Origin of the sequence: Pseudomonas sp. TH21 (assembly GCF_016651025.1) — a bacterium.
In the GTDB taxonomy this organism is placed as follows: domain Bacteria; phylum Pseudomonadota; class Gammaproteobacteria; order Pseudomonadales; family Pseudomonadaceae; genus Aquipseudomonas; species Aquipseudomonas aylmerensis.
This window is the reverse complement of the sequence record NZ_JAEKEQ010000001.1, coordinates 3,833,271-3,847,015: the sequence shown is the minus strand read 5'-3', so window position 1 is coordinate 3,847,015 and position 13,745 is coordinate 3,833,271. Positions and strand designations below refer to the sequence as shown.

Below are 13,745 nucleotides of genomic sequence, written 5' to 3'. Positions count from 1 at the left end.
GGCGGCGAATATAGCGCCGCCGGGGGAAGCGGTCGATTAGCACAAGTGTGCTAGTGGCACGATGATTTCATGCAGGGAGATGCACATGCTGGAGATACAACGCGCCACCCCGGAGCACGCCCAGGTGGCGTTCGACATCCGCTTGCGGGCCATTCGCAGCCAATGCATCGGCGCCTATACGTCCGAGCAAATGCTGCTGTGGACGCGGGGTAAAGCCGAGGACGGCTACGACGCCCTGCTGGATCAACCGTTTTACCTGGGCTGGGTCAACGGCGAGGCGGTAGCCACCGGAATGCTCGACCCGCGCAATAACGAAGTGGGCGCGCTGTTCGTGTTGCCCGATTACACCGGCCACGGTTATGGCAAGGCGATGCTGGCGTTTCTGGAAGACTTGGCACGCGAGCTCGACATGACCGCATTGGTCCTGGACTCGACGTTGAATGCGGCCAGTTTCTATCGGGCGTGCGGTTACGTGGGGGATGAGCAGGCGATTTACAATTCGCCGTCCGGTTTGCAGCTGGCATGTATCCCGATGACCAAACAGCTCAGCCCCTGAGACCACACTTTGTAGGGGGCGGCTTGCCGGCAAACAAGCCGGATGACCGACCGCTATCTATGTCTATCGCGTGCCGCGCCAGGTAGGTGCGACGCTGTTTAGTGTGGATTGAGCGCCTGCTTGCGATACACCCCGGCCAATTCCCGCGCCAGCCCGATAAAGTTCTGCAGCGGCGCCGATGGATTGAATGTGCGCCGCACCAGGGTAATCGGCGCCAGCAGCTTCGGCCGCGCGTCCTTGATCCGGCAATACACCACGCTTTCGCGGTGTACGTCGCGCATTGACGCAGGGACTACCGAGATGCCTTCGCCGGCGGCCACCAGGCTGAGATTGGTGAGCATGCGTTCCACTTCAAAGGCGATCTTCGGTTCGAAGCCGCCGTTCTGGCAGGCCTTGATCAGGTTGGCGTACATGCCCGGCGCGCCGGGGCGGCGCACGAGGATGAAGCGTTCATCCTTGAGCGCGTCGAGCGCTATGTCGGTGCCGGGGGCTTTCAGCAATGGGTGGCCGGTGGGCAGCGCCAGCAGCATTGCTTCGTTGAGCAGGCGGTGGAAAGTCAGGCTTTGGTGAGTGCTGACCGGCGCGCGGAGGATGCCGATGTCGATGCGCTTTTCGACGCTGTCCTCGGTCACTTCCCGGGCGCTGCCTTCGTTGATCGACAGTTCCACGCCGGGGTAGCGCTCGCGGTACGCGCGAATGATCCGTGGGATCAGCGGGTGGGCGGCGGCGGAGCTGGTGAAGCCGATCACCAGCGTGCCCTCGATGCCCTGGGCGGCGCGGGACGCCTTGAGCGAGCCTTGTTCGACACGGGCGAGGATGATCCGCGCTTCATCGAGAAACACCAGGCCACCGGCCGTCAAGTCGACGCCCTTGGGGTGGCGCTTGAACAGGTCGAAGCCCAGCTCTTGCTCAAGGGCGCGGATCTGCTGGCTGAGGGGCGGTTGCTGCATGTTCAGGCGCGCAGCGGCACGGGTGAAATGTCGCTCTTCAGCCACCATGATGAAATAGCGTAAATGGCGAAGTTCCATGGTGGTATATCCCGTGACAAGACTTTATTATTTGCAGCCGGCAGCGGCCAGGCGCCCAATATGCCGAAAGCGGCGCGCAGCGACAATAACAATAAATAAAAACAGGCTGGAGTACCGATGCCGACCCGATACGCCAAGAACGCCACCCTGCCTATTTTGATTGCCATCGCACTTGGCATGACGCTGGGCCTGGTGTCTCCGAGCCTGGCGGTTGAAATGAAAGTGTTGAGTGACGGTTTCATCAAGTGCGTCGGCTTATTGATGCCGTTCCTGTTGTTTGTATTGGTGTCCACCGGTGTTGCCGGTATCAAGCGCGCGCCGCAGCACCGCCATGTCGTACGGCGCATCATTGTGTATTTCCAGTTGATGTCGTGTGCCGCGCTGATGCTGGGCATGGCCACGGGCTGGGTGTTCAACCTCGAGCCCAGCGCAGTCTCGGCGCCGCCGTTACCGCCCGAAAGCTTCCTGCATGAACTGTCGCTGCTGTCGGCGTCCTCCACGCTGTACCGCGTGTTTACCCAGAGCCTGGTGCTGCAAGTGATGTTCGCCGCCGTGCTCTGCGGGCTGCTGCTGGGGCGCGGCAGCAGCCTCGGCAATCGCTGCCTGGGCTGGCTGGAGGCGGGCGTCCAGGGGGTGTTTTTCGTACTGCGGATAATCTTGAAGTTTGCCCCGCTGGCGGCGTTTGGGGCGATGGCGTTTGTGGTGGGTAAATATGGGCTTAGTTCAGTCTTGCCGCTGTTGAAGTTCGTGCTGGTTATATACCTGGTGAGTGCGTTATTTGTGGTCGTGGTATTGGCCTTTATTACGCGTTTAGTTGGAATAAAGCTCACGCGTTTGATGGGTTATTTGAAAGAAGAGTTATTGCTGGTGACATTCACCGGTTCTTCCGTGGCGGCACTTCCCGGTTGCGTGGATAAACTCGAAGCCTTGGGCTGCGATCGCCAGTTAGTGCGCCTGGTGTTGACCACCGGCTACACCTTCAATCTGGCCGGGACCAACCTGTACCTGACTACCGCGATCATGTTCCTGGCGCATATGGCCGGGGTCGAGATTGCCCTGCCGGAGTTGCTCGCGGTGTTGGTGATCTGCCTGGTGACGTCACTGGGTTCCACCAGTGTGGCGGGATCGGCGCTGTTCACCTTGATCGCCACCTTGAACATCCTGCAACTGGTCCCTCTGGAAGGGGTGGGCCTGCTGCTGGGAGTGGAGCGCTTGATGAAGTGCCGCTCGCTGACCAATGTGCTCGGCAACTGCGTGGCGTGCCTGGCGATTTGCGGGTGGCAGAAGTCGATTGATCGTGAAGTGTTGAAACACGCACTGCCCACCCAGTAGGAGCCGGCAAGCCGGCGCCTACTGGTGAGGGGTCAGCCTTTGGTATTGGCCAGTTTGTCGAAGGCCTTGTCGAGGTTGCCTTCTGCACTTTGCAGCTTCTCACGCCGCTCCTTCAGCCACTGCTGATCCGCTTCCAGCGTCTTGCGCGCCTCCACCAGCATGCGCTTGACCTCCTGCGGCTGCGGGCCGCCGGTGCCTTTGCGGGTTTGGACCATGGTGGTCGGCGACAACGCCGCGCGGAAACCGGCCTCGTCCAGCGGCAAGGTGTTGGGAGTCCACTTGTACTTGTCCGCCGCCTGGCTATACAGCTTTTGTGCATCGGCGTAGGCGAAGGTCTTCGGCGTGGTGCCATTGCTGCGTGCTTCAGTGACGATCAGCGAGGCAAAGCTGTGACCAATACGGAACGGCACCTTGTATTGACGCTCCAGGGTGTCGGCCAGCTCCATCGACGTGGTCCACTCCGATTCCAGTTCTTCCAGGGCCCGCTGTGGGTTGATCTGCAGCGCGTCGAGCACTGCGTCCATGGCCTGGAACATCTCCTTGGTCGAGCGGAACACGCCCAATGAGTCGAAAGCGAACTTGTAGTCGGTCATGCCGGTGGTGACGTTATGCGCGCGCAAGGTCACGGCCTGGGCCAGACCGACCACGTCCGAGGCGGTCTCCCGCGCCCGCATCAGCAAGCCGGGGTTGCGTTTTTGCGGCATGGCGCTGCTGGTATAGGTGGCTTCTTCATCGAGCAGCAGCCACGGGCGGATCTGGTGATACTGTGTGTGGATGTCGCCGATCATGGCGCCGACACGAATCGCCGAGGACGACGCCAGGTTGGCTGCTTCGATCGGGATGTCGTAGGTCGACACCTGGCTCGAATCCAGCGAGTTCTCGCGCACGCCATCAAACCCCAGCAGCTCGGCCAGGCGCTCGCGGTTCAGCGGGTAGGCCGAGTTTGCCAACACCGCGGTGCCCATCGGGCTCTTGTTCAAGCGTGTGTACAGTTCGCGGATGCGCTGGCCATCGCGGTCAAACGCGGCCTCGAATGCCAGCAGGTAGTGGGCATAGCTGATCGGCATGGCCTGCACGCCGTTGGTGTAGGCGGGCACCAGGGTGTCGACGTTCTTGTCGGCAATGTTCAGCAGGCGCAGGCGCGTGGCGTTGAGTGCCTCGCTATAGGCCAGCACCTGGCTGCGCAACGCGGCCAGGCGGTAGGTGGCGAGCATGTCCTGGCGGCTGCGCCCGGAGTGGATCAGCGAGGCCTCGGGACCGATCTTGTCGGTCATGATCTTTTCCAGTTGCAGCACATCGCTGGGGCGCGTGCCGCCGGGCTGATCGGCCTGGGCAATGGCGTAGCGCACACCGCCGGCGATCTTCTGGCCCATATCCGGCTTGACGATGCCTTCTTCGGTGAGCATCACGATCGAGGCTTTGTTGATGCGATTCAGCCAGGCGAATTGCGTCTGGGTCGGATCGGCCTTGGCCTTGTGTTCGGTTTGCGAGCTGTCGGGCGTGGCGCCGACTTTCGCCGCCTGGGCCGCGCATTGTTCGGTGGTGGTACACGGCAACTCGCCGGTGTTGGCCGCCTGGGCGCCGAAGCTGTTGAAGAGGGCGAAGGCCACCGCCAGAGGCAGCAGGCTTTTCAGGGCGCGGGGGGATGTGTTCACAGGAGTACCCGATTTATTTTTGGAATTGGGGGCCAGCCGGGCGCAGGGCACAGGCGGCAGGATCAGGCTATCGGGTCTGTTTGCAGATTGAAAATATATAGTAAGTGTTGAAGGCAGAGGTTTTAGGTATGGCGTTGGGAGGGTTCGAGTGGGTGGGGAATGAAGGGGGGTTGGGTGTGGGGCTGTTGTAGTGAATGAGGTTGTTGTAGGGAGAGGGCTGTTGTGTTGAATGAGATTGTTGTGGTGAGCGGGGGCAGTTGTGGTGAATGAGATTGTTGTGATGAGCGGGGGCTATTGTGGTGAGCGGGCTTGCCCCGCGTTGGGGCGCGCAGCGGCCCCGGGCATGCACTGCAGTTCTTCAGGTGGATTTGGGTTGTCAGGTTTCAGGGCTGCTGCGCAGCCCAACGCGGGGCAAGCCCGCTCGCCACAAAAAGCTCACTAGCCACAACAAACCCACTAGCAATAACAGTCCCACTTGCCACAACAACCCAATTCACCACTACAGCAATGCTTGCCACTGAAACCTGTTGCTGCCCAGAAATCCCAGCGGCAACAGATCAATGCATCTTGCTATGGTCCATCCCATCCAGGCCGCGTGCGGTGGCCTTGACTTCAATGGCTTGTTTTTCACCCTTGGCGTTTTTCACCGTGAGGGTCAGCGGCACCTGGTCGCCTTCCTTGATCTGGCTGGTCAGGCCCATCAGCATCACGTGATAACCATCCGGGTCGAGCTTGACGGCCTTGCCCGCCGGCAGGGCGACGGAATCCACCGGGCCCATGCGCATCACGTCATCCTTCATGCTCATTTCATGGATCTGCACGTCCTTGGCCGCAGGCGTTGCGACGCTCAGCAACTGGCTGTCGCTGTCGGCGGTCAGGGTCATGAACGCGCCGCTGGACGGCTGGCCCGGCACCGAGGCGCGTACCCATGCGTCGGTGACCAGTACCTGGGCGCTGGCGTGCGCTGCGAGGCCCAGCAGGGACAGGCCGATCAGGGTGCGCTTGAGGTGTTGAACGGCAGTCATTAGCAGACCTCCATGACGGTGAGCAGGTCTTCTGCGCACTCTTTAGCGTTAAGGGATGCCTGCAGGCCCAGGCGCAGGTTGCCGCGTGTGTCGAACACGAAACTGGTGGCCGTGTGAGACAGCGTGTAGGTGTCGCCGGCGGGGATCTTTTCATAAAAGATCCCGAACTCCTTGGCGGCCACGGCGATTTCTTCCGGGGTGCCATACAGCGCTTCGAAGCTGGGGTCGAAGGCTTTCACGTACTTGTCGAGAATCTCCGGGGTGTCGCGTTCCGGATCCAGGGTGATAAAGATCACCTGCATGATCTCGCCGTCGCGGCCCATCAGCTTTTTGGCCTGGGCGGCGCGGGCGAGGGTGGTCGGGCACACGGCCGGGCACTGGGTGAAGCCGAAGAACACCACCGGCATCAGGCCACGGTAGGAGCTGAGGGTGACGGTGTCGCCCTCGGTGTTCTTGAGCTTGAAGGTGCGGCCCATGATCTTGTCGCTCAAGTCCTTGCCGTACTTGAAGTTCAACCTGGGGCTGTTGTCACAACCGGCCAGCAGGCCCAGACCCAGCAGGCCCATGCCGGTCAGGACCTTGCGGCGGGTAAATAACGTACTCATCAACTGTGCATCCTGTGAAACGCCTGCATTGCTCTGGATCTACACATCAGGCTTTGAGGGCGCCAAGTCTACCAACCCTGGGAAGCGCACGTAATCTGCGACGTTCTGCCACAGGGGCATGCGGCGCTTCATCCTTTTGCGGCTCTGATGGTAGAGTCGCCGCCATGAAATCGAGCCATCCCGCCCGTCCGCTGATCGTCTGGACCCTGTACTTCTGCGTGCTGATGAACCTGTTCGCGTGCGGTTTGGGGCATGGCCAGATGCTCGGCCAGCAACTCAACGGGATCGGCGGGGCGTTCTGTTCGGTGGACGGTAGCCAGGCGCCACTTTCCGACAAAGGGTTGGGCAGCCCGTCTTCCAGCAACATCTCGAACTACTTTGCCTGCCCGGTGTGCAACGCGGTCACCGTTGCGCTGGTGTTCCTGATCGGTCTCGCCTGGCTGTTGGGCCTGGCGCAAACCCCGCGTCCGGCGCATGAGCGGCGCAGCAAGGCGCCACCGCGTTATTCCTGGCCCTCGGCCAACCCCCGCGCTTCCCCGACTTTCTGACGTGTGCCTTGGGCTCCCTGCAACCAGGGGGCGTTCTATCGTCACGACTGAGAGTGCGTTTCATGAACCACCTGTTGCCTGCCGGCGCCAGCCGCCTGGTCCGCAAGGCGTCGCGTCGCCTGCGCGCGGAACCTGTGCAGCCTGACTACCCGAGCAATTCCCGTTGTTTCGTACACCTGGATGCGCGCCTGTTGCCGTATTGGCACAGCGTGTTCGACATCTGCCCGGCGCTGCTCAAGCTCGACCCACCCGAGGGCCTGAACCTGTTTCGCAGCTTCATGACCTGGGCTTACCGCAACCAGCCAGCGCAGGACTGGACCTACCACCTGAACATCGGTCGCTGGCTGCTGGGCTCGTCGTATCGCACGCAGATCGACGATGAGCCGATCGAAGCCTTCATGGCCGCCGCCGCAGCGCGCTGGATCAATACCGACGACAGCCCGGCACAGGGTGTGATCCTGGCCTGGCAAGGTTCGACCGTACTGGAGTGGAAGGGCACCCCGCGAGCGACCGTCGAGCCACCGCGCACGCCGGTGCCGGCGGGGGACTTTGTCTGGGGCTCATTGGGCGCGCGGGGCGAATTCAGCGGCTGGTTGCCGGTGCCGTAAGGTGCTGGCGAATCCACGCGTCGACGTCGGTCACGGCGATGCCGTGCCGGGCGTTGAACGTGACGGCGGGGTCCCAGGCCACGCCGTTGCCCTGGGCGAACACCGCGCGGTACTTCTTCAGGTTGTCATCGGGGCTGCTGGCGAGGTCGGCCAGTAGCGCCGGCACCGACCAGGGTTCGCGCTGGAGCTGGATGCCCAAGGCGGCGTCGACGGTGTCGGCCAACTGCCCGTAGGTCAGGGTGTCGCCAGCGGTGTACACCACCCGGTTGGCGATGGCGGGTTCAGCGAGCACGATCTGCGCCGTCAGCCGGCCGATGTCCTCGGGCGTGGTGACAGTGACGGCAGTGTCCCAGTCGCCCAGGGCATGCACGGTGTTTTGCGCGAGGTCGACCACGCCAAACGACGGCTCGAACAGAAAGCTGGTGAACATCCCGGTGGAGATGATCAGCCACTGGGTGGTCTGTTGGCCGCGAAGAAGGTCGCGCACGTCCAGTTGCTCGTCGAACAGGTCCTGCGGGCTGCCACGGCCGATCACGTCGTAGTCCACGCCAAATTGCCACGGCACATAGCGCTTGACCCCACTGCGGATCGCCGCCTGTGCCAACTTGCGTTGGGTGCCTGGGCCTGCGGCAAATCCGATGCAACTGATCACCGTGTCGAACCGCGCGAACAGCGCGGCGAGCGTGTCCTGGCTATCGTTCTGCAGATCGCCGGCCAATGGCTCGACGCCGAGCTCACTCAAGCCATTCGCAGTAGTCGACTGCGCACGCAACAGCACGGCGATGCGGGTGCCATGCGGCGCCAGCGCGACCAGTTCGCGCAGCACGGCCATGCCCAGTTCACCGGCACCGAGTACCAGGATGGAAGGGGAAGTCATAGGGTTCTCCGTCAACAGTGAAAGTCGTGGCATGCTTGCAGAATTAAACGCCGCGCATAAGAAGGCACACGCGTGATACCGAGAGCCCCCCATGGATAACGACGAAATCATCCGCCGCTCGCAGGCCGCCTGCGACGCCCTCAGCGCCGACGATGACGGCCTCAAGCGCGAGGTGTTGAGCCACGCCGGCAACCGCTGGTCATTGGGCATCGTGCACGTGCTCGGCGTGTCCGGTCGCCTGCGCCATGCCGAGATCGGTCGACGCATGACGGGCGTCACCCAGCGCATGTTGACCCGCACCTTGCGCCAGTTGGAACGCGACGGCCTGGTGCTGCGCCATGACTTTCAGGAAGTGTCGCCAAGGGTCGAATACGCGTTGTCGCCCCTCGGCACGCAGTTGTTGGTGCACATGATTCCGCTGTGGACCTGGGTGGTGGAGAACGGCGAGGCGTTTCGCCAGGCGCGGGAGCAGTTTGATCAGGCTTGATCGGGAAACAGCTGGGCAGACGCGAGCGGAGGTAGGCCTGGATTGTTACGCAAACTGAAAAAGTGATTGGCGGTTTTGGCGGCTGTTTCTGTGCCGCTCAACTCTATACCGTGCGCGCTCCCGTTGAATGCGGCACCGACCCGACTGACAAAGAACAGGGTCGGGCCGTGACGGGGTCGCCTCAATCACTTCTCGGAGCCTTCATGAAGCACACCACTTGCCTGGCGCTCGCCGTGTCCATCGGCGCGGCGCAGCAGGCGGCTGCCGCCGGTTTTATCGATGACAGCAAAGCCAGCCTCGACCTGCGCAATTTCTACTACAACCAGGACACCCGTAATGCCAGGGGCGCCTCGGACAAGGAGTGGGGCCAGGCCTTCATGTTCAATTACCAGTCCGGTTTCACCGAGGGCGTGGTCGGCCTGGGCCTGGACCTGCAACAATGGTATGGCCTGCGCCTGGATGCGTCGGGCCGCGCCGGCAAGGCCGGTGAAGACAACACTCCTGGCAGCGTTTTCCCCCTGGACGACGGCAAGGCCTCACATGACTTCAGCAAGACTGGCGTCACCGGCAAAATGCGCATCGCCCAGACTCAATTGAAAGTCGGCAGCCTGATGCCCAAGCTGCCGGTTTTGACCACCGAAGACGGGCGCCTGCTGCCCCAGACCTTTCGTGGCTATCAGCTGGATTCCAAGGACTTCAAGGATTTCAACCTGGTTGCCGGCAAGCTTGAGCAGGTTGTCGACCGCAATTCCAGCAACGGCCAGGGCATGTCGATTGCCGGTGCCAATGACCCGATTAAGGGGAAATCCAGCAACCAGTTCTATTACGGCGGGGTTGATTACAGCGTTACCAAGCAGCTGCAGCTGCAGTACTACTACGCCAACCTGGAGAATTTCTACCAGCAGCACTTCCTCGGCCTGGTGCACAACTGGCAGTTGCCGGTGGGGCAGTTCAAGAGCGACCTGCGCTATTTCTACAGCACCGCTGATGGCAAGAATGGCAGCGCGGCGGGGCGCAGCGAAGGGTATGTCAGCTCGGGTTACTACGCGCCGGGCATCAACACGGGCAAGGTCGACAACCGCTTGTGGAGCGCACTGTTCACCTATGGTCTGAGCGGGCACGCGTTGAGCCTTGGCTACCAGAAGACCACGGGCGAAAGTGACTTCCCGCATATCAACCAAGGTCAGGGCCGCTCGCTTTACCTGATCACCAATTCGCAGTCACTCAAGTTCGTGAATGCCGGCGAGCAGGCAACGGTGGGCAGCTATGCCTATGACTTTGCCGGCTTGGGCATTCCTGGCCTGCGCTCCAGCGTGACTTATATCCACGGCAGCCATATCCGTACCGCCGGCCGCGATAACAGCGAATGGGAACGCGACCTGCGCCTGGATTATGTGATTCCCAACGGCACGTTGAAGGGCTTGGGGTTTACCTGGCGCAGTGCGGTGCTGCGCGGGAATGACACCGCAGACAAAGATGAAACGCGCCTGATTGTCAGCTACAGCATCCCGCTGATGTAAAGCGTCAACTGCCGGTATGCGCGGTTTTCTTTTTCGTCGCCTTGCTGCTGGGCTGTTTGTGCGGCGCAGGGCTCGGCGAGGCTTTTTCCTTGGGAGCAGTCTCGGTTTTTTTGTCGCTGTCTGATGGGCTGCTGGGGTAGGTGCCCGGCGGCAGGGCAGAGCCCGCGGCGCTGCTGTCGCTCAGCGTATTCGGTGACGGCGCGGTGTCATCGCCGAAGGCGGCGAAGGCCGGACTGGCCAGCAGGACCGACAGGCCGACGATAAGCAAAATCCTTTGGGACATTCTGGTCTTCATGACGCGATTCCCTTGTTGCTCTGATCATGACTGAAGCCCGAAAAATCCGGGCTCCAGTACTGCTTCAATCAAGACTTCTTGCCGCCGCCGGAGCTGTGCGCCCCGCCTTTTTTGCCGGCTTCAGAAGCCTTTTCGCGGTCATTGGCAAAGTTGCCGCCCGAACCTTGACCGCCGCTTTTTTTCTGTGTGTCGGGCTTGGCTTTGCCGCCTGCACCCGTGGTGGTTTTTCCGCTGGTAGCCATTTTCAAATCCCTCATCAATGAGTGAATCAATGGTGTCGCTTAATTGGGAATACTCAACCGAAAGCAAAGTTTGAAAAAGTTCGCGACCATGCGACGAATGGACGTCACGCCGCGAGCGGCTTGGCGCCCATGGATTTCTTGTGCGCCGCTTTCATCGCTTCCATTTCAGCGCCGAGTTCTTCCAGCACCGCCTTGCCCAGCAGCTTCCTGGCCTGGGGGAACATCTCGGTTTCCTCTTCTTCGATGTGGTGTTCCAGCAGTTCCTTGACCACTTTGACGCGCCCGGAGAACTCGGTGGTGGATGGCTCGGTCTGCTTCAGGTCGGGCAGCACCAGGGCGTCGACCGTGCGATGCTCTTCCTTGGCTTCGTGGTACATGATGTCTTGCTCCTTGCCGCCGGCTTTGCGGAAGGCCGGGTAGAGGATCTCTTCCTCGAGCTTGGTGTGCAGGCTGATCTCCATCTCGAGTTTGGCCAGCAGCTCGGTGCGCTTCTTGACGCCGCGTTCGGTGGACTCGCTCAGTTGGGTCAGCAACGCCTTGACGCGTTCGTGGTCAGCCTTGAGAAGGTCGATGGCATTCATGGTGGAACCTCACGGATAGCAAGCGGGCGCGTCGAAGTGCGCGCCTCGTCCGGTAGGTAGTGCATCAGTTATACCAACTTGAACGTATTTATAAATACGTTATTAATCAGTCGATTATGTCATGAGTGTCAGTGTGGCGGTCGTGCAGCTTGCATGGTCGTGCAAGGTTTGGGTTGCATTACGCCGTCCCTAGCCGCCGCTGACTTTCCAATGCTTGATGTCTTCGGCGAACACCACCTGCTTGACCTCATGGGCAATCCCGTAGGCGAGCGATTCGTGCGCGGCAATAACCTTTTCCTCGGCTGACAGGCACTTGAAGATATCCAGCTGGGTGTCGGCCTGGGACGTCTCCAGTTCATAGATTTTCACGTAGCGGGCGAGGTCGTTATCCAGGCTCGACAGGTACTCGCGCAGCCGTTGGTGGTCCACCGAACTCTGGCTGAAGTACCAGTTCATCGGATGGATCAGAAAGCGCGAATGCGGCGTGGTGATACGCCGGTTCGCTGCCAGGAACATGATGATGCCCATGGATTCGATATTGCCCGCGTTGATCGCGCAGAGCGGCACCGGCAGCGCCTTGAGGAAGGTGTAGAGGGTAAACCCGAAGTTGGTGCTGCCGCCGGTGGTCGACAGGTTCAGCAGCAGCGAACTGGCGCCTTCGTCGATCGCATCCAGGCAGCAGTCGCGAAAACGCTCGGTGGTGCCCTGGTCGATCTGGCAGTGAAAGTGGATAACATGCTCGGTCATCCTGAACCTCCGGAATTCAGTGCAAGAGGGGTGACTGAGGTTGAGTCTAGAAGGTTGCCCGCGATGTGCCCGGGTGCAAATCGGATGGAACCCTCGGGCCAGATGCTTGACCTAATGCATAGACCTCAGGAGGTGAACCATGCAAATAGAATATATCTGGATCGCGTTGGCGGTGATTTTGCTGCTGTTGGAATTGTGGGCGATCAACGTCGTATTGCGCAGCACCGGTGGCTGGGAGACCAAGGGGCTGTGGGTGGTAGTGCTGATTTTCGTGCCGCTGTTGGGGCTGATTGCCTGGGCGATGTTTGGTCCCAAGCGAGAGATGGCGCAGCAGCGCAGAAGTTAAGGTTCATAGGTAAAAAAACAGGCGCCGAGAGGCGCCTGTTTGCGTTTCAGCCCATCGCTATCAACCCGCCAGGGCCTTGGCGATGGCTTGGTTGAATGCCGGCAAGTCATCCGGTGTACGCGAGGTGATCAAGGTCCAGCCGTTGGCCTTGCACTCCTTGACCTCGGCATCCACCCAACCGGCGGCACCGGCGTTTTCCAGGTCGATGCGCACGCTTTTGTAGGAAGTCAGCGTCTTGCCCTTGATCACGCCGGCGTCGATCAGCGCCCATGGGCCGTGACAGATCGCGGCCACGGTCTTGCCGGCCTTGACGAAGTCGTTGATCACCCGCAGCGCCGCGGCATCCTGGCGCAGGGTGTCGGCGTTGACGGTGCCGCCAGGGATGACCAGTGCATCGAATTCGCTGCTGACCACGTCCGACAGCTGCACGTCGGATTCCACCGTCTTGTCTTTCTCGGTATCGCCGACAAACGTCTGGGTGGTGCCGCCCTTGCTGGATGCGTGGGTTACGGTGGCGCCGAACCCGCGCAGCGCTTCCAGCGGCTTGACCAGCTCGTCGCGCTCGATGCCGGTGTTGGAGGTGATGATCAGGATGTGCTTGCCGTTGAGTTGCGCGCTCATGGTCGAGTGTCTCCTTGGGTCAGGGGTAGATTAATGGTCGTGTTTGGCTTGCAGTTCCTTGGCCATTTTCAAATGGGCTTCAAGGGTCGGCAGGGTCTTGGTGGCGAAGGCTTTCAGCTCGGCGTTGCCCGAGGAAGCGGCTTCTTTCTGGAACAGTTCGACAGTTTTTTCATGGGCCGCCACCTGGTTGTTGGCGTAGGCCTTGTCGAACGATTCATCGCGCAGCTCGAGGATGGCTTTCTTGGCCTTGTCGGTCAGCGCGGCATCGTCCGGCACTTCGATATCGAGTTTTTTCGCCAGGGCCGCCAGTTCCTCGTTGGCCTTGGTGTGGTCGGTGACCATGTGCTGGGCAAAGGTTTTCACATCGGCCGAGCTGCTTTTTTCGAGGGCGAGTTTGCCGGCCTCGACTTCAGTGATGCCGCCTTGTGCCGCGTCTTCTACGAAGCTGTTGGACGTCGCGGCCATGGCCGTGGAAATCGAGCCGGCAACCAGCACGAAAGTCAGGCCCATTTGTTTGATCAGTTGCGTGGTCATGGTGGATCTCCTTGAACATGGCGGGATGCCGTTACCTGAGTGTTGAGCCGGCCCGACTGCAAAAGGTTTAAATTAATTCGCGCTTTTCTCACCAGCGGGCATGGCTGGCAAATTCCTTGAACTATCGAAATCCGTTGG

Annotated in this window: 17 protein-coding genes and 1 pseudogene; 7 read left to right on the top strand and 11 right to left on the bottom strand. The window is 60.9% G+C overall.

Annotated features, from left to right (window positions below):
- Nucleotides 1–85 precede the first annotated feature (85 nt).
- Nucleotides 86–556, top strand: a complete 471-nt coding sequence (locus JFU04_RS16830) for a GNAT family N-acetyltransferase (protein WP_201145034.1) — start codon at nucleotides 86–88, stop codon at nucleotides 554–556.
- Between the two features lie 98 nt (nucleotides 557–654).
- On the opposite strand, the gene JFU04_RS16825 is transcribed toward JFU04_RS16830, so the two are convergent.
- Nucleotides 655–1,584 (bottom strand): LysR family transcriptional regulator, encoded by a 930-nt coding sequence (locus JFU04_RS16825; protein WP_201145032.1) that lies wholly within the window; start codon nucleotides 1,582–1,584, stop codon nucleotides 655–657.
- Between the two features lie 117 nt (nucleotides 1,585–1,701).
- Between JFU04_RS16825 and JFU04_RS16820 the strand changes: the two genes are divergently transcribed.
- Entirely contained in the window at nucleotides 1,702–2,916 is a 1,215-nt protein-coding gene (locus JFU04_RS16820; RefSeq protein ID WP_201145030.1) for a cation:dicarboxylate symporter family transporter, read from the top strand.
- A gap of 32 nt (nucleotides 2,917–2,948) precedes the next feature.
- Here JFU04_RS16820 and JFU04_RS16815 read toward each other — a convergent pair whose 3' ends face one another.
- The 3 genes from JFU04_RS16815 to JFU04_RS16805 all read right to left on the bottom strand — a co-directional run bounded on the left by JFU04_RS16815 (nucleotide 2,949) and on the right by JFU04_RS16805 (nucleotide 6,201).
- Nucleotides 2,949–4,571 (bottom strand): lyase family protein, encoded by a 1,623-nt coding sequence (locus tag JFU04_RS16815; RefSeq protein ID WP_201145028.1) that lies wholly within the window; start codon nucleotides 4,569–4,571, stop codon nucleotides 2,949–2,951.
- A gap of 557 nt (nucleotides 4,572–5,128) precedes the next feature.
- A complete protein-coding gene (locus JFU04_RS16810; protein WP_065907662.1) occupies nucleotides 5,129–5,596 on the bottom strand; it encodes a copper chaperone PCu(A)C in 468 nt (155 codons plus the stop codon).
- Entirely contained in the window at nucleotides 5,596–6,201 is a 606-nt protein-coding gene (locus JFU04_RS16805; RefSeq protein ID WP_065907664.1) for an SCO family protein, read from the bottom strand. Before JFU04_RS16805 ends, JFU04_RS16810 begins: the two co-directional genes overlap by 1 nt.
- 164 nt (nucleotides 6,202–6,365) lie before the next feature.
- On the opposite strand from JFU04_RS16805, the gene JFU04_RS16800 reads away from it, so the two are divergent.
- Both JFU04_RS16800 and JFU04_RS16795 read left to right on the top strand, forming a co-directional pair.
- Nucleotides 6,366–6,749, top strand: a complete 384-nt coding sequence (locus tag JFU04_RS16800; protein WP_201145025.1) for a DUF2946 domain-containing protein — start codon at nucleotides 6,366–6,368, stop codon at nucleotides 6,747–6,749.
- Nucleotides 6,750–6,811: 62 nt separating this feature from the next.
- Nucleotides 6,812–7,357 (top strand): putative natural product biosynthesis protein, encoded by a 546-nt coding sequence (locus JFU04_RS16795; protein ID WP_201145023.1) that lies wholly within the window; start codon nucleotides 6,812–6,814, stop codon nucleotides 7,355–7,357.
- Here the strand turns inward: JFU04_RS16795 and JFU04_RS16790 are convergent.
- Complete coding sequence (locus JFU04_RS16790; RefSeq protein ID WP_201145021.1) at nucleotides 7,332–8,234, bottom strand: aromatic alcohol reductase; 903 nt, start codon at nucleotides 8,232–8,234, stop codon at nucleotides 7,332–7,334. The genes JFU04_RS16795 and JFU04_RS16790 overlap by 26 nt on opposite strands.
- 91 nt (nucleotides 8,235–8,325) lie before the next feature.
- Between JFU04_RS16790 and JFU04_RS16785 the strand changes: the two genes are divergently transcribed.
- Entirely contained in the window at nucleotides 8,326–8,721 is a 396-nt protein-coding gene (locus JFU04_RS16785; RefSeq protein WP_201145019.1) for a winged helix-turn-helix transcriptional regulator, read from the top strand.
- A 203-nt stretch (nucleotides 8,722–8,924) separates the two neighbouring features.
- On the top strand, nucleotides 8,925–10,241 hold the full coding sequence (locus JFU04_RS16780; RefSeq protein WP_065907672.1) for an OprD family outer membrane porin: 1,317 nt from the start codon (nucleotides 8,925–8,927) through the stop codon (nucleotides 10,239–10,241).
- Between the two features lie 4 nt (nucleotides 10,242–10,245).
- Here JFU04_RS16780 and JFU04_RS16775 read toward each other — a convergent pair whose 3' ends face one another.
- The 4 genes and pseudogenes from JFU04_RS16775 to JFU04_RS16760 form a co-directional block, all read right to left on the bottom strand.
- Nucleotides 10,246–10,524 (bottom strand): hypothetical protein, encoded by a 279-nt coding sequence (locus JFU04_RS16775; RefSeq protein ID WP_446739686.1) that lies wholly within the window; start codon nucleotides 10,522–10,524, stop codon nucleotides 10,246–10,248.
- A gap of 80 nt (nucleotides 10,525–10,604) precedes the next feature.
- Nucleotides 10,605–10,712, bottom strand: a pseudogene (locus JFU04_RS30290) (general stress protein); the annotation flags it as partial.
- A 170-nt stretch (nucleotides 10,713–10,882) separates the two neighbouring features.
- Nucleotides 10,883–11,359: a hemerythrin domain-containing protein gene (locus JFU04_RS16765; RefSeq protein ID WP_065907677.1), complete on the bottom strand. Its 477-nt coding sequence runs from the start codon at nucleotides 11,357–11,359 to the stop codon at nucleotides 10,883–10,885.
- Between the two features lie 189 nt (nucleotides 11,360–11,548).
- Complete coding sequence (locus tag JFU04_RS16760) at nucleotides 11,549–12,106, bottom strand: ATP-dependent Clp protease proteolytic subunit (protein ID WP_065907679.1); 558 nt, start codon at nucleotides 12,104–12,106, stop codon at nucleotides 11,549–11,551.
- A 139-nt stretch (nucleotides 12,107–12,245) separates the two neighbouring features.
- Between JFU04_RS16760 and JFU04_RS16755 the strand changes: the two genes are divergently transcribed.
- Nucleotides 12,246–12,452: a PLDc N-terminal domain-containing protein gene (locus tag JFU04_RS16755; protein ID WP_065907680.1), complete on the top strand. Its 207-nt coding sequence runs from the start codon at nucleotides 12,246–12,248 to the stop codon at nucleotides 12,450–12,452.
- Between the two features lie 60 nt (nucleotides 12,453–12,512).
- On the opposite strand, the gene JFU04_RS16750 is transcribed toward JFU04_RS16755, so the two are convergent.
- Together JFU04_RS16750 and JFU04_RS16745 are read right to left on the bottom strand one after the other, a co-directional pair.
- A complete protein-coding gene (locus JFU04_RS16750) occupies nucleotides 12,513–13,073 on the bottom strand; it encodes a type 1 glutamine amidotransferase domain-containing protein (protein WP_106803552.1) in 561 nt (186 codons plus the stop codon).
- A 30-nt stretch (nucleotides 13,074–13,103) separates the two neighbouring features.
- Complete coding sequence (locus JFU04_RS16745; RefSeq protein WP_201145015.1) at nucleotides 13,104–13,607, bottom strand: DUF4142 domain-containing protein; 504 nt, start codon at nucleotides 13,605–13,607, stop codon at nucleotides 13,104–13,106.
- Between the last annotated feature and the right edge of the window lie 138 nt (nucleotides 13,608–13,745).

Excerpts from the sequence above, each read along its gene's own strand:
- JFU04_RS16805 (WP_065907664.1), bottom strand. The coding sequence starts at position 6,201 with ATGAGTACGTTATTTACCCGCCGCAAGGTCCTGACCGGCATGGGCCTG.
- JFU04_RS16810 (WP_065907662.1), bottom strand. The coding sequence starts at position 5,596 with ATGACTGCCGTTCAACACCTCAAGCGCACCCTGATCGGCCTGTCCCTG.
- JFU04_RS16750 (WP_106803552.1), bottom strand. The coding sequence starts at position 13,073 with ATGAGCGCGCAACTCAACGGCAAGCACATCCTGATCATCACCTCCAAC.
- JFU04_RS16775 (WP_446739686.1), bottom strand. The coding sequence starts at position 10,524 with ATGTCCCAAAGGATTTTGCTTATCGTCGGCCTGTCGGTCCTGCTGGCC.
- JFU04_RS16825 (WP_201145032.1), bottom strand. The coding sequence starts at position 1,584 with ATGGAACTTCGCCATTTACGCTATTTCATCATGGTGGCTGAAGAGCGA.
- JFU04_RS16785 (WP_201145019.1), top strand. The coding sequence starts at position 8,326 with ATGGATAACGACGAAATCATCCGCCGCTCGCAGGCCGCCTGCGACGCC.
- JFU04_RS16800 (WP_201145025.1), top strand. The coding sequence starts at position 6,366 with ATGAAATCGAGCCATCCCGCCCGTCCGCTGATCGTCTGGACCCTGTAC.
- JFU04_RS16745 (WP_201145015.1), bottom strand. The coding sequence starts at position 13,607 with ATGACCACGCAACTGATCAAACAAATGGGCCTGACTTTCGTGCTGGTT.
- JFU04_RS16755 (WP_065907680.1), top strand. The coding sequence starts at position 12,246 with ATGCAAATAGAATATATCTGGATCGCGTTGGCGGTGATTTTGCTGCTG.
- JFU04_RS16795 (WP_201145023.1), top strand. The coding sequence starts at position 6,812 with ATGAACCACCTGTTGCCTGCCGGCGCCAGCCGCCTGGTCCGCAAGGCG.
- JFU04_RS16790 (WP_201145021.1), bottom strand. The coding sequence starts at position 8,234 with ATGACTTCCCCTTCCATCCTGGTACTCGGTGCCGGTGAACTGGGCATG.
- JFU04_RS16760 (WP_065907679.1), bottom strand. The coding sequence starts at position 12,106 with ATGACCGAGCATGTTATCCACTTTCACTGCCAGATCGACCAGGGCACC.
- JFU04_RS16830 (WP_201145034.1), top strand. The coding sequence starts at position 86 with ATGCTGGAGATACAACGCGCCACCCCGGAGCACGCCCAGGTGGCGTTC.
- JFU04_RS16765 (WP_065907677.1), bottom strand. The coding sequence starts at position 11,359 with ATGAATGCCATCGACCTTCTCAAGGCTGACCACGAACGCGTCAAGGCG.
- JFU04_RS16780 (WP_065907672.1), top strand. The coding sequence starts at position 8,925 with ATGAAGCACACCACTTGCCTGGCGCTCGCCGTGTCCATCGGCGCGGCG.
- JFU04_RS16820 (WP_201145030.1), top strand. The coding sequence starts at position 1,702 with ATGCCGACCCGATACGCCAAGAACGCCACCCTGCCTATTTTGATTGCC.